This window comes from Bradyrhizobium sp. SSBR45G (assembly GCF_030159255.1).
In the GTDB taxonomy this organism is placed as follows: Bacteria; Pseudomonadota; Alphaproteobacteria; order Rhizobiales; family Xanthobacteraceae; genus Bradyrhizobium.
The window spans coordinates 21,059-34,766 of the sequence record NZ_BSCT01000045.1 but is presented as its reverse complement, the minus strand read 5'-3'; the positions used below and the strand labels follow the sequence as shown (position 1 = coordinate 34,766).

Sequence of the window (13,708 nt, the reverse complement as noted above, 5' to 3'; positions counted from 1 at the left end):
GCCGCCGTTGCCCGTGCGCGGCGATGGGCGTTGATGCAAACAGGATTGCGATGTTTCTCCTCGACATCTCCGAGTTGGTTGAACTGGCGGCGCTCCTGGTCGCGGTCGGCGCTGTCGCCGGCTTCCTCGCCGGCGTATTCGGCATCGGCGGTGGCGCCATCCTGGTTCCGGTGCTCTACGAGTGTTTCAGGATCGCCGACGTACCGCTGCAAGTCCGCATGCCGCTGTGTGTGGGCACGTCGCTGGCGATCATCATCCCGACCTCGATCCGGTCCTACCGCGCCCATTTCCGGCGCGGTGCGGTGGATATGGCGATCATCAGAGCCTGGTGGATCCCGATCGTCATCGGGGTCGCCGCCGGCAGCGTGGTCGCGCGCGTCGCGCCGGAGCGGCTGTTCAAGATCGTGTTCGTCGTCGTTGCCTATGCCGCCGCCGCGCGATTGCTGCTGGCGCGCGCGACCTGGAAATTCGGCGACGACCTGCCAACCGGCCTGTGGATGCGGGTCTATGGCTTCGGCGTCGGCATCCTCTCGACGCTGATGGGCATCGGCGGCGGGCTGTTTTCCAATCTGCTGATGACCTTCTATGGACGGCCGATCCACCAGGCGGTCGCGACATCATCGGCGCTCGCTGTGCTGATCTCGATCCTTGGCGCAGCCGGCTATGTCTATGCCGGCTGGCCGGTGGCTGCGGACTATCCCGGCGTTGCGGCATTGCAGCCGCCATTTGCGTTGGGCTACGTGTCGCTGATCGGCGCCATTCTGGTGATGCCGACAAGCCTCATGACGGCGCCGCTCGGGGTCAGAGCTGCGCACGCCATGTCTCCGCGCAGACTCGAAGTGGCCTTCGGCTGCTATCTCTTTCTCGTCGGCAGCCGGTTCGCACTCACCCTGGCGAGTGGCGGCTGATGTCGATTGTTCCGCGCCGCCGGCGCGTCCGCTTCGAGGTTTCGGTGCGAACCTCCGGGCGAGCGCGGCCGACGCGTCGGCGGTGCAGGTCCGAGGGCCGCATCTTATCAGCTTGACCGCATGACGGGCGCTGCATAGGAGAGCCATCTGGAAGGCGGTTCCAGGATATCCTCCTCATCACCGCAGCGGACATCTCGATGCTCACCGTTCATCACCTCGGCAAATCCCAATCCGAACGCATCGTCTGGCTCTGTGAGGAGCTGGAGATCCCCTATGAGTTGAAACACTACACGCGTGATGCCAAGACCATCCTGGCGCCGGCGGAGTACAAGGCGCTGCATGCGATCGGTGCGGCGCCGGTCATCACCGACGGCGAGCTGCTGCTCGCCGAGTCCGGCGCCATCGTCGAGTACATCACCGCGACCTATGGCCAGGGCCGGCTGCGGCCCGGCGCCGGCGATCCCAACTTCGCGCCGTTCCTGTACTGGTTCCACTTCGCCAACGGCACCCTGCAGGCGGCGATGGGGCGGGTGATGATCCTCAACCGGCTCAATCTTCCGGACGACAATCCCGTGCTCGGCGCCATGCGCCGACGGCTCGACCTCGCCTTTGCGTCCGTCGAGACGCGCTGCGGCGAGGCGGACTATCTGGCCGGCGACGCGCTCACCACGGCCGACATCATGACCGTGTTCTCGCTGACGACGATGCGCTACTTCCTGCCCTACGACCTCGCGCCGTTCCCGAACATCCGCAGCTATCTCGCCCGCATCGGCGCCCGCCCGGCCTATCAGCGCGCGATGGCCAAGGGCGACCCAGGCATGGCGCTGTTGTTGAGTTGATCCAACGCGTCCTGCGCGCCAAAATGTTCGTCATTGCGAGCGAAGCGAAGCAATCCAGGGCGGCACGAAAAGCCTGGATTGCTTCGCTTCGCTCGCAATGACGTTTTCGGCATCGGCAGCGAACGCTGCGACGCCTGATCTGCTCACTTCTGCCGCTTCCGGCTCCAGTCCAGGAACGAGCGATACAGCTCCTCCTTCTCGGCCTTCGAGGTCGGCGCCCGGGCCTGCGAGGCGAGAAACGCTTCGAAGCGCTCCTGTTGCGAGAGGCTGCCGGTCGCGGCCGGCGGCAGGCCGACATCGGCCTCCTTCTTCATGCGCTCCAGCACCGTGTCGACGTAAGGGTAGCGCTGCCAGCCGGGCACCTGGGCCTCGAGATTGAGATCCTTCCAGCCCGGATGAAACGGCGGCTGCTGCAGGCGGGCGAGGTTGGTGAACAGGGTATCGACGAAGCGGTTGACGCGGTCGGCGCGGTCGCTGCCCGGCTTCCAATTGTAGACAGCCAGCACCGAGGGTACCGCGATGGTCTCGACCGATGTGTCCGGCGCCAGCAGAGCCGGGTAGGTCTCGGCCTTGATCGACGTCGGGTAATAGAAATCCGAGAACTGATTGGTGTAGGGGATCGGCACGAAGTGGAATCCCGGGTCGGCCGTCTTCATGCCGCTGAACACCTCGCCCGGCTTCGACGCGACATAGACCATCGCCGCGATCTCGCGCTTGTGCAGCTTCTCCAGCGCGACCGGGCCGCCCACGGCGACGGGCTCGATGTCGATGCCGAGCCGCCGGAAGATCAGCGGTCCGGTATGCGCGGCCGCGACGCCCGCCGTGCCCACGGCGATCTTCTGCCCCTTCAGGTCCTGCAGCGTCTTGAATTCCTCGCGCGCATAGATGTGCACGTCGGAGATGAAGAACCTGAGCACATAGCGGATGCGGTCGTTGATGTTCGAAAGCCCGGCCTGCTTGGCATAGAAGTCGAACGCATCGGCATAGGTGATGGCGACGTCGATGCCGCGCAGATACAGCAGGTCGGCGATGTTCGACGTGGTCCCGCGCGTCACCATCGGGATCAGGCGCATGTTGTCGCCGTCGTCCATCGTCCGCGCCATCTCGCTGGCAAAGCGCACGAAGCCGCCGTCGGGCAGGCCTGCCGCGAGGCCGACGGTCCACTGGTTCATGCGCAGCTTGATGGCGGCTTCGTCCGAGGCGCTCCGCGGCTCGGCTGCACGCGCCTCGGCGGCGCGCGTCTCGGGAGCACGTGCCTCGGGAGTCCGCGCCTCGCGCGTCTCGGCAGTGCGCTTCCCGAGCTGACGGGCCGGCTTGAGAGAGAGCGGCGCTGCCGGCTCCTCTTTGGCAGCCGCGGGCTGCTGCGGGATCAGCTCCTGGATCAGCGCCTGAGCCCGGGCCGGGCGTTCGACGGTGAACAAGGCAGCAGAGATCGTTGCCAGCGCCATCAGCGCTGGACCGGCAATTGCTTGACGCATGACAACAGTCCCCCGATCGCGTCTGCTCGCACGTCCCCGCGAACAGACTGATGATATCGCTTCAATCCAAGGTCGTAATTAAGTGAGACTTAAACCTGGCGGATTTGGGGCGCCGACAACCTATGGTTTGAGATAGCTCCAGCCGCTCTCCTGCAGTTCCATCAGGCGTACCGCACCTGATGCCACGAGGCTCGCTTCGGCCACGATGGGAATCGGATGACCCTCGCGCTTCTCCATGCCGCGCCTGGTGATGTTGCAGGCGGAGAATTTGATCTTGGCGGGAAAGCTGAGCTCGGCGATCTGCTTGAGCCGGTCCTTCACCGGCGAGGTATCCTCGCGCAGCATGTTCAGCCCGGGCCCGTAGGTGACGAGCTCGATCTCGACATCCTCGCCCTTCTCCTTGAACGTCTCCATGATGTTGCTGGCGTTGTTCAGCGCCAGGTTCATGACGGCCGGATCGTTCTGATCGACCTGGATCGAGACGCGGTGAATCTTGACGTCGGCGGCGAGGCCCGCGGCCGCTGACGCAATCAGCAGCGCGCAAGCGGCGGTGACGGTCTTGAGATCGAAGCGCATGCCAGCTCTCCAATGGACGCAACAGATATGTACGCTACAGGGCATTTGGATGTAGTGGTTGTTTCTCACAACCTGAGCGGCCAATCGATGAGCCCGAATCGTGGCGACACTATGCGCTGACGGCGCGAGGCCGCCGCGCGAGCGCCGTGAGTCTGCTCGTGAATGATGACGGGTGATCATCGGAGCTGTTCGCGCGCCGGTACGCGATAGCGACGCGCGGCTCGCTTTCAACACGCGGCAGCCGTCGCGTGGCGTCAAACCGAAAGTACGACCGCGTTATAGGCCATGTGAAGCGCTACCGTCGGCGCAAGGCGGCCGTAACGTTTGAACAGCATGGCGTTGATCATGCCCAGCGTGGCAACCGGTGCCCAGGCGAGTGCCGGATGATAGATCGCAAAGAAGGCACCGGCCCCGACGACGGCGCGCCAGCCGCCCCATTCTCGATCCAGCGCGCGGTACAACAGGCCGCGAAACAGCAACTCCTCGGCAAACGGTGCCAATCCGATGGCCATCATCATCTGCGCCCAGCGTTCCCCCGGCAAGGCGTCGAGCCGGCTTCGCCCGGTATCGAGCGCCTCAGCAAGAGCGGGCCACCAGTGCAACAGCTTCAGATAAAGGAGACCGAGCAGACCCAGACCGGCGCCCACGGCCGCGGCGCCCGCGATCAGGAGCACAGCGCGAAGCGCGCCGCCCAGGTCGAGCTCCAGCAGCGGGCGCGGCTTTCGCTCCGCGCTGCCCCACAACCAGATATCGCGTTGGGTGACGCCACGCCCGGCGAGGAAGGTGCTGACACCGATCGCCGCGGCGGTCGCACATAGCCCGTAGATCAGGGCGGTTGTGCCGACGCGGCCCTGGCCGACACCGGCTGCCGCCACTCCCGACAGCACGGCAATGGCTTCGACCATCGTGCTGATCGCGACCATGGCGTGCAGCAGCGTCGGCGCGGGCGGCAGCGTCTCCGACCATGGGTCTGCCAGAAAGGGCAGGCGGTAACGGAAGTTCTGCCACATCGCGGCAGCCGTCAGCAGCGAGTAGACCACGCCGGCAATGGCGAGGGACCATTGCTGGGTGAACGCGCCGAAGGCAAAGCTCATGCTGCCGAGCGCTGCGGCCAGCCTCAGCCCCGCCGGCGGCTTTTCCCGCTCTCCCGATGACGTCGTCACGGTGGCAAGCGTCACCGCCTTGTCTGCAAGCGAACGGGCGAAGACGTACCAGGCGAGGCCGAGCGCAAGGATGCCTGCGATGTCGGACGGAAAGCGAAACGCGGCATAGAGCAGGATCACACCGACGATCGCGGTCGCAATCTCGGCCCACAGCTTCGCCTTGGCCTTCAACAGGCTTTCCAGTCCGCGCGGCCAGGTCTGGGCGATCCACAGCGCCTGCCCTTCGGACGCCAGCGATTTCGGGCCGAGGATCAGCAGGAAATACGTGCCGAACAGGATCGCGGCGCCGCAGATGGTGTTCCACGCTGCCGTCGCGCTCGACACCAGGCCGCGCATGTTGAACACCTGCACCGCCGCAAGCGACAGCGGAATCAGCACCGCCTGCAGCAGCGCGCTACCGTCGCGCCGGAACCACAGCAGCTCCTTGCGATAGAGCGGATCGCGCCCGAACCGCAGCTCCACGGAGCCGCGCTCGGCCGCCGTCCGCGGCCTGTAGCTCAGCCCGGCCCGTGTGCTGACTCTGGCGAGTGCGAGAGCGCAGAGAATCAGGAGCGCAGCCAGCAGCCCGCACCACAGCACGCCCTTCCAGAACACCCATTCGCCCGAGCCGGTCTGTCCGATCAAGACACGTGTGTGCGGCCAGGGCAGGCTGCTCGCTGCCAGCAGCCAGTGACTGATGGTCGTGAAGATGGTCGGGACCTGCGTGGCCAGGAACACGAAGGCCAGCATCGAGGCGAAACCAAACCAGCCGATCAGCCCCATCACCGCGCCGCGCTTGCGCGGCGACAGCCGCAGCAGGGCCCAGATCTCGACGGCCTTGCTCATGCACGCCAGCGCAATGGCCGCGGGAATACCGACCAGGAGTGCGCCGGCGAGTCCGCTCCCCCAGCCATAGGCCAGGCCATACAGCACACCGGGAAAGACCGGCGCGGTGAGGTAGAGGGGGTTGGCCGCGATCGGTGCGATCATTTCGGCACAGAAGACCGCTGCCGGCGGAACGGGATGGCTGAACAGCCATTCCCAGACGGGATCGCGTGACCGTTGGGTGTCGAGCTCCGGTCCCTCTCCCTGGCAGATCATCATCAGGCACCACCACGCCACGAGGATCAGCGCGATGATATCGGGCAACTGGCCCGACTGCTCGCGCAGCAATCTGGACGACAGCAGGGCTTGCGGATTGTTGCGGACGGTCGCCGTGAGCTGCGTAGCGATGGCCGCCTGGTCGCCATGGGTCTGACGGGCAAGCTGCGCGGCCTCGGTCGCGATGTAGCGATCCTCCGCGCGGCTGATCTGGGCGCGCCGGCCGGGCGCGGCGGCCGCCTCGGCTTCGCCGCCCGCGATCCGGACGGCGAACCAGTCATCGACGACAACCCGCCCGTTCGCCTCGGCCTGGACCTCCTCGGCCGACCGGACCGCGAACGCGACCTCGACGGCGGCGCCGATGTTGAACACCAAGGCAAGGAGGATGGCGAATGCGAGCGCGACGAACGGGCCGACCGCGAACCCGCCGCGCTGGCGTCGCTGCGTGAGCGTGCGTTGCGTGCGTCCGGCCGCGCGCCTGCGGGCTGCGCCCAGCAGCAGCCGGACGACCGTCCAGAACCGGGGCGCAGCGGCGCGATCACTCATGGAGCGGCCGGCATTTGGGTCAGTTCGCGGAACACGTCCTCCAGGCTTTTCTCGCCATGCGCGGCGCGGAGCGCGTCGATGCTGCCCTTGGCCACGAGCGCGCCGCGATCGATCACCACGGCGTGCGAACAGAGCCGTGCCACCTGGTCCATCAGGTGAGTGGAGAACAGCACGGTGGTGCCCTGCGCCGCGATGTCGACGATCAGGTCGTAGAACAGGTGCGTGCCCTCGACATCGAGACCGTTGGTCGGCTCGTCCAGAATCAAGAGCTTCGGCCGATGCAGCAGCGCGAGCAGCAGCCCGAGCTTCTTCTTCATGCCGCGGGAATACTCCTCGGCAAAATGATCGATCTCCGCCGTCAGCTGCATGCGGTCCATCAGCGGCTGGATGCTCGCCATCGTCGAGGGCACATCGAGGCCGTGCATGGCGGCCGATAGCTGCAGCGTCTCGCGCGCGGACAGATATGCATAGAAGACCGGCTCGTCAGGCAGGAAGCCGATGATGCGCTTGAGCGCGACGCGATCGTCGAAGGCGTCGAGGCCATCGACCTGAAGGCGCCCCGAGGTCGCCTTCAGGATTCCCATCAGAAGACGAAACAGCGTCGTCTTGCCTGAGCCGTTGGGGCCGAGCAGCCCGCAAATCTGCCCGGCCGGAACGGAGAACGAGACGCCGTTCAGCGCGCGCTTGTCGCCAAATGTCTTCACGAGGTTGTCGACGGAAACGAGCAGCGGCGGTCGCAGCCCGCTTGACGGGACTGAGGCCTCCGGCATGACTGGTCTCCTTTCGATCATCGGTGCGGCACCTGGCCGACACCGGCTGCGTGATCGGGATACCGTATTGCCAGGCGCCAAAAAGGCAAGCGAGGGGAACTTGCAGCCCTCGATGGTGCCCGCGGGTATGCGTCCCTGCGCGGAGACCCATGGCAAAAGCGGCTTCTTGTTGTACTCCGTCTCGGCCATTGCGCCCATCGACAGATCACGCAGGTTGGGTCCCCGGGTCGGCGCCGCCCCGGCGCTTGCGCGCCGTTGTGGCTTGCCCGGGACGACGGCGATGTTGAGGTAAGAGGCCAGCCGTTTGTGCTCGCGCAGGCCACCCATAGCGCTCCAAGCTCCGCTGTCGTCCCTGCGAACGCAGGGACTCATAGCCACCGCTGTTTGTTGTTGCGCTCGGTCGCTGCCATCGTGCCCCAAGAGAGATCACGCGGTATGGGTCCCGGGTCGGCGCCGCCCCGGCGCTTGCGCGCCGTGGTGGCTTGCCCGGGACGACAGCGGAATGCTGGTTGCTGCGATCGTTTCGTCGCGATGCATGGCTTCTCACCCCGACATCCGCTGCACGACGGGCAATCCGCGCATGTCCATCATGCGCAAATTGCCCGTCGCGTTACGATGCCGCAGGCGGCACGGCTTGTCGTGTCGGGCAAATCGGGGCGATGCTCTCGCCCGTCCTGCTGCCGCATGAGGGGCGTGTCGCGACCGTCACGAGACGTTGGCAGTGGGATGCGATGGGCGTGTGTCGGCGCAGCGTGAGTTGATCGCGCGGACGAACGATCGATGCACGACCGGTCAAGTCGCGTGGTCCTGACACCCCGAAGCTGGTGTCACGTTGGCGAGGATGCTGATGCATTGCGCCGACAATGGTGGCCAACAAGCCCGGCGCACCAGGGAGATCGCGAAGCAGCCGTTCAAACCGTCGCGCAGGGAGGGCCGGGTGATTCCGGCTGCACCTGTGGTACCTGCCGCCTGCATTTTTTCTCGCAGGCGGGCCATGGGCGTCAGCCGACGCCCGGCCTTCCCTGCGCCCTCTGTCTTGGAGAGGGCGATCGACATCAACAACTCGGACGCTGAGCGCCGCGAGAGTGCGATGACATGTCCATGACGATCCGCCCTGCCGTGATCGGCCGAGCCATTGCCTCGCTAAAGCTGTCATCGCCTGCGAAAGCGCGCGATCGAGCACGCCGAAGCCTCTCGGTTCAGCCATTGTCGTCACGGCGTGCTGGGTCGTCCAGTCCCGTCTTCGCCTTCGGCTTCGACGCGGCCACGAACACGCAGGCGCGCCGGAGCTTCAGCGAAGGCGGCGAGCCGGGCGACGACACCCAGGGGGTGGCGACGGCGTCGGGCCTCATTGCGTCGGCACCGCTGGCAAAATCACCGCGCGATGGTTACATTGCGACTGCGAGGCTGCGACGCGCGTCCGGAACCAACATATCCCCGGGGCCTTATCGATCCTTAAGGGAACTGTCCCTGGCCAGGTCCGTGGACCTGGACATATGGTGCCCACCTACTTTCGTAGGGAACTCCGGGATCGAGCGTTTCAACGGCGATTGCGGCTTCGCGCTTGTTTTCCAACCTCCTCTGTCCCCTCCGGTTGCCGACCTGCTGCGTTTCTGCAACGTTTGCGCGCCCGCGTCCGCGGAGCCCGTCACGGAGGTCACGTCGCATGCCGATGAAGGCCGCTCAGCACACCAAGCAGCAGCTGCGTGCCGCAGCCCTTGCTGCCCGCGACGCGTTGAGCGACGAGGCGCGCCGCGCCGCCGCGCAGGCCATCGCCGCGCGTGGGCTGCCCTTCGTCCTCAAGCCGGGCATGGTGGTCTCCGGCTACGTGCCGATTCGCAACGAGCTCGATCCGATGCCGCTGATGCACGCGCTGGCCGGGCAGGGCGCGCGGCTGGCGCTGCCGGTCGTCCTGGCGCGCGGCCATTCGCTGTCGTTCCGGGCATGGTCGCCCGGCGACAGGCTGACGCTCGGTTCGCTCGGCATCCCCGAGCCGTCACCGGTGGCCGCCGAGCTGGTCCCCGACGCGATGCTGGTGCCGCTGGCGGCCTTCGACCGCACCGGGCACCGCATCGGCTATGGCGGCGGCTACTACGACTACACCTTCTCGCACCTGCGGAAAACGCACCACGTCATCGGCCTCGGCCTCGGCTTCGCCATCCAGGAAACCGCGGCGATCCCGGCCTTGGCCCACGACGCGCCGCTCGATTATGTGCTAACCGAAGCCGAGACCTTGGATTTCCGGAGCAGTTAAGTTGCGAATTCTCTTCGTCGGCGACGTGGTCGGCCGAGCCGGCCGCAGTGCCGTGTCAGACCACCTTCCAGGCCTGATCCGCGACTGGGCGCTCGATCTCGTCATCGTCAATGGCGAGAACGCGGCCGGAGGTTTCGGCATCACCGAGGCGATCTATCAGGAGCTGGTCGATGCCGGCGCCGACGCGGTCACGCTCGGCAACCACTCGTGGGACCAGCGCGAGGCGCTGGTGTTCATCGAGCGCGCGCCGCGCCTGGTGCGCCCTGCGAACTATCCGCCCGGCACGCCCGGCCGCGGCGCCGCGCTGGTCGACGCCAAGAACGGCGCCCGCGCGCTGGTGGTCAACGTGCTCGGACGCGTGTTCATGACGCCGTTCGACGATCCGTTCGCCGCGATCGGCCGTGAGCTCGGCGCCTGTCCGTTGCAGGAGGCGGCGGATGCGATCGTGGTCGACGTGCATTGCGAGGCTTCGAGCGAGAAGCAGGGGCTCGGCCATTTCTGCGACGGCCGCGCCAGCCTGGTCGTCGGCACGCACACGCATGTGCCGACTGCCGATCACCAGATCCTGCCCGGCGGCACCGCCTACATGACCGATGCCGGCATGACCGGCGACTACGACTCGATCATCGGCATGCAGAAGGACGAGCCGCTGCGGCGCTTCCAGTCCGGCATCCCGTCGGAGCGCTTCGCGCCGGCGATGGGCGAGGCGACCTTGAGCGGGGTGGCGGTCGAGACGGACGATGCGACGGGGCTAGCAGCCAAGGTCGCCCCCGTGCGCATCGGCGGCCGGCTGTCCCAGGCGAGGCCTTCCTTCTGGGGCGCGTAGCCTCAGCTGTTGAGGCGAAAGCCCATCCGGAACGCGCCCCAATGGCGGCCCTTGACGAAGATCGGTGCGGAAAGGTCCTTCATCAGCACGAACTGCCCGCCGCCCATGTCGCGGCGGTAGGTCTGCAGCAGGAACGGCTTGTTGCTGGCAGCGGCGACCTTCTTCACCGCGCGGTCCTCGAACAGCCGGCGGTTGCGGCAGTTGGCGTTGTTCCAGACCGGGTCGGGCCCTTGCGGCTTGCGGTAGTTCGGATTGTGCGTCGGCAGATAGCCGCCACGGGCCCAGGCGACGCAGAAGGCGATGCGCGGATCGCTGCTCTGGATCGGGTCCTGGATCGCAGGCAGGACGCGGTCGGTGAATTCGACGTAGCGCGTCATGTACTGCTTGGGATTGGTGCCGGGAATCTCGCGATAGCTCTCGTCCATCAGGTCGGCGAGCGTGATCTCGCCGCGATCGACCGCCGCCTCGAAGGTGGCCGCGATCTGCCGCGCTGTCTCGACGACGGTCTTGATCAGCGGCGCATCGGCGGTCTCGACGCCGCTCTCGGCGATCAGCCCGATCAGCGCCTCGGAATGATCGAGCAGTCTGGCGATGCGGCTGTCGGCCTGCTGGAGCTCGACCGAGGACTGGTCGACGCCCTTGGCGAGCTCGTTGAGCTCGGTGATGACGGCGTCGCAATGGGCGAGGTTGGAGGTGGCGGCACGCGCCACGCCGTCGATCTCCTGGCCGACGCTGGTGAAGCCGTCCTGGACGCGAACGATGATGCCGCCGATCTGCTGGGCGCCTTCGCCGGCGGTCTTGGCGCGCGAGGAGGCCTGGCCGCTCTCGCCGAGCAGGCTCTTCACCTGCGAATCCAGCCCGCGCAGGGTGTCGCCGATCTGCTGCGTGGCCTGCCGCGTCGCCTCGGCGAGCGACTTCACCTCGCTCGCGACGACCGCGAAGCCGCGGCCGGCGCTGCCGGCGCGGGCCGCCTCGATGGTGGCGTTGAGCGCCAGCAGGTTGGTCTGCTTGGCGATCGCCTCGATGGCGACCGAGACCTTGGCGACCTGCGACAGCGCATCGCCGACCGAGCCGAGCCGCTGCTCGATCCGCTCGACCGAGTTGACCAGCTCGGAGATGTGCTGCACCGCGGTTTCCACCACGCTGCGCGACTGCGCGATGTCGCCGACGGCGGCGGAGGTTGCGGTCTGCACCGCCTGCGAGGCGGTGGCGATGTCGTGATTCGCCGCGACCATGGTCTTGGCGGTCGCCTGGAGATGGCCGAACCGCTGCGACTGGTAGCTGACGCGGGCGGCTACGTCCTGCACGTTGCCGGCGACGTCGGCGAGCTCGACGCCGAGGCCGCCGATGCGGTCGGCGATCTCCTCGATCAGCCGTTCGGCGCCGGAGCGGGAATCGTGGCTTTCCAGAATGGCGCGTTGCGCGACGGACATGTCCAGGCTCCGGTCTCGAAGAGGTCGACAGGATTGTCGGTGAATCTCTGCGTCAGCTCACAATTTGTAGGCGGTGCGGAAACCGCCCCAGTGCCGGCCGCGGACGCGGATCGGCACGTCGATCTCGCGCATCATGACGGTGTTGCCGTTGCCCATGTCGCGCGCGTAACTCTGAATCAGGTAGGGCCGCTGATTGCGACCCGCCGCGAGCCCGGCCGGATCGTTGAAGATGCGGCGGTTGCGGCTGCTGGCGGTGTTGAAGGCGACATCGCCCGGCCGCTGCGGATGCGAATAGATCCGGTTATGCACCGGCAGGTAGCCGTTGCGGTCGATGGCGACGCAGAACGCCATCCGCTGGTCCTTGGCCAGGAAGGCCTCCTGGAAGGACGGCAGCGCGCGCTCGGCCCAATCGAGAATCCGGCTGCGGTGCTGCTGCGGATTGGTGCCGGGGATTTCGACATAGTTCGTGTCGAACATGTCCTCGAGCGTGATCTCGCCGCGCGCGACCGCGCTGTCGAAGATCCGGTTCAGCTCGGTGCCGGCCTCCAGCGCGCGGGTGACGAACTCGTTGTTCTCCTCGTGCAGCGCCCAGAGCTTGTCCTCGATCTTCTCGCGCAGCTCGGCGCTCGGCGCGTCGAACCGGGCCTGGGCGCCTGTCTTGACCTGTTCAATCACGCGCAGCCGGCAGGGACCGACATCCTCCAGCACGGCATCGAACCGTTCGTTCACAGGCAGCCTGCTTGCGTCGGGACCGGTGATCAGCGCGCCGTCGTTGGAAATCTCGTAAACCGGTGCGGTGATGGTGCGCGTGCCCGACTTGATCTCGAGCTTGAGATGGCAGGGCAGGCGTTCGCTGCCGCTGCGCGCGGTCCGGTCGCCCTGCCGCAGCAGCACGGCGCAGCGCGCCTTCAGCTTCTGGGCATACATCGTCACCGCGCGGCCGGCGTCGGTGACGCGCTCGCCGTAGCTCTCGGCCTGCTGGGTGGCGCCGCCGATGTCGGCGGCGCTGTCGACCACCGAGGAGATGAACTGCGAGGCCTGCGCCGCATTGTTCGACATCTCGACGGTGGTCTGGTTCTGCTCGGCGACAGCCCCATTGACGTTGGTGAACACCGGCCGGATCGCCTCGATCGCCTGGGCGATGCGATGCACCGCGTCGGCCGAGCCGGCGGCGTCCTTCTGCAGCGCCTCGATCTTGCGGGTGATCTCCTCGGTCGCGTTCTGGGTCTGCACCGCGAGAGCCTTGACCTCGGTCGCCACCACGGCAAAGCCGCGGCCGGCTTCGCCGGCGCGGGCGGCCTCGATGGTCGAGTTCAGCGCCAGCAGCGTGGTCTGGCGCGCAATCTGCGAGATCAGGTTGACGACGTTGCCGATCGCCGCCGAGGATTCGCGCAGGCGGTCGACATTGGCGCGGGCCTCCCGCGCGGCGGCGCTGGCCAGGTCGGCGAGCTGGCCGGCATCCTGGACCTGGGTGCGGATACCGTGCGCGGACTGGGTCACCTTCTCGGCGGCCTGTGCGAAGGTCGCGGCGGTTCCTTGCGCGGCGCTGCTGCGGCCGCTCAGGGCGTCGGCGCGCTGGCGGATGTCGGTCAGGGTCGCCGACGTCGCCTCGGCGCCGCTCGCGACCGCGTTCGCGGCCCGCTCGAGCTGGCGGATCATGCCGCCGAGCTCCACCTCCAGCAGGTCGAGGATGGCCTTGGCCGAATCGCCGTCAGAGGATGCCGGCGGCTCGGGTGCTGCGGCCGGCTTCGATTCGATCACCGGATCGGGCGCAGGGGCACGTCTTGCAAGGAAACCAAACGCCATGGGGTGGACCCGGTCCGCGAGAAAAGGTG

11 protein-coding genes and 1 other RNA gene are annotated in these 13,708 nt (G+C 67.1%); 5 read left to right on the top strand and 7 right to left on the bottom strand.

Annotation, left to right across the window (positions count from 1 at the left end; genetic code table 11):
- Window positions 1–50 precede the first annotated feature (50 nt).
- A complete protein-coding gene (locus QQL87_RS32905; RefSeq protein WP_284423235.1) occupies window positions 51–908 on the top strand; it encodes a sulfite exporter TauE/SafE family protein in 858 nt (285 codons plus the stop codon).
- 197 nt (window positions 909–1,105) lie between these two features.
- Window positions 1,106–1,747, top strand: coding sequence for a glutathione S-transferase family protein (locus QQL87_RS32900; protein ID WP_284423234.1), 642 nt, complete (start codon window positions 1,106–1,108; stop codon window positions 1,745–1,747).
- 143 nt (window positions 1,748–1,890) lie between these two features.
- On the opposite strand, the gene QQL87_RS32895 is transcribed toward QQL87_RS32900, so the two are convergent.
- From QQL87_RS32895 to QQL87_RS32875, 5 genes are all read right to left on the bottom strand, one after another.
- Window positions 1,891–3,225 carry a TAXI family TRAP transporter solute-binding subunit gene (locus QQL87_RS32895; RefSeq protein ID WP_284423233.1) on the bottom strand — a complete coding sequence of 445 codons (1,335 nt, stop codon included), beginning with the start codon at window positions 3,223–3,225 and terminating at the stop codon, window positions 1,891–1,893.
- Window positions 3,226–3,345: 120 nt separating this feature from the next.
- On the bottom strand, window positions 3,346–3,801 hold the full coding sequence (locus QQL87_RS32890) for a DsrE family protein (protein WP_284423232.1): 456 nt from the start codon (window positions 3,799–3,801) through the stop codon (window positions 3,346–3,348).
- 254 nt (window positions 3,802–4,055) lie between these two features.
- Entirely contained in the window at window positions 4,056–6,590 is a 2,535-nt protein-coding gene (locus QQL87_RS32885; RefSeq protein ID WP_284423231.1) for a CPBP family intramembrane glutamic endopeptidase, read from the bottom strand.
- Entirely contained in the window at window positions 6,587–7,687 is a 1,101-nt protein-coding gene (locus QQL87_RS32880) for an ABC transporter ATP-binding protein (protein WP_284423230.1), read from the bottom strand. The genes QQL87_RS32885 and QQL87_RS32880 overlap by 4 nt, the downstream gene beginning before the upstream one ends.
- Before the next feature lie 872 nt (window positions 7,688–8,559).
- Complete coding sequence (locus tag QQL87_RS32875; RefSeq protein ID WP_284423229.1) at window positions 8,560–8,712, bottom strand: hypothetical protein; 153 nt, start codon at window positions 8,710–8,712, stop codon at window positions 8,560–8,562.
- A 49-nt stretch (window positions 8,713–8,761) separates the two neighbouring features.
- On the opposite strand from QQL87_RS32875, the gene ssrS reads away from it, so the two are divergent.
- The 3 genes from ssrS to QQL87_RS32860 all read left to right on the top strand — a co-directional run bounded on the left by ssrS (window position 8,762) and on the right by QQL87_RS32860 (window position 10,440).
- Window positions 8,762–8,923: non-coding RNA, 6S RNA (gene ssrS, locus QQL87_RS32870), on the top strand.
- A 109-nt stretch (window positions 8,924–9,032) separates the two neighbouring features.
- Window positions 9,033–9,614: a 5-formyltetrahydrofolate cyclo-ligase gene (locus QQL87_RS32865; RefSeq protein WP_284423264.1), complete on the top strand. Its 582-nt coding sequence runs from the start codon at window positions 9,033–9,035 to the stop codon at window positions 9,612–9,614.
- Between the two features lies 1 nt (window position 9,615).
- Window positions 9,616–10,440, top strand: a complete 825-nt coding sequence (locus QQL87_RS32860) for a TIGR00282 family metallophosphoesterase (protein ID WP_284423228.1) — start codon at window positions 9,616–9,618, stop codon at window positions 10,438–10,440.
- A 2-nt stretch (window positions 10,441–10,442) separates the two neighbouring features.
- On the opposite strand, the gene QQL87_RS32855 is transcribed toward QQL87_RS32860, so the two are convergent.
- Window positions 10,443–11,873 carry a methyl-accepting chemotaxis protein gene (locus tag QQL87_RS32855; protein ID WP_284423227.1) on the bottom strand — a complete coding sequence of 477 codons (1,431 nt, stop codon included), beginning with the start codon at window positions 11,871–11,873 and terminating at the stop codon, window positions 10,443–10,445.
- 57 nt (window positions 11,874–11,930) lie between these two features.
- Window positions 11,931–13,679 carry a methyl-accepting chemotaxis protein gene (locus QQL87_RS32850; protein WP_284423226.1) on the bottom strand — a complete coding sequence of 583 codons (1,749 nt, stop codon included), beginning with the start codon at window positions 13,677–13,679 and terminating at the stop codon, window positions 11,931–11,933.
- Window positions 13,680–13,708 lie beyond the last annotated feature (29 nt).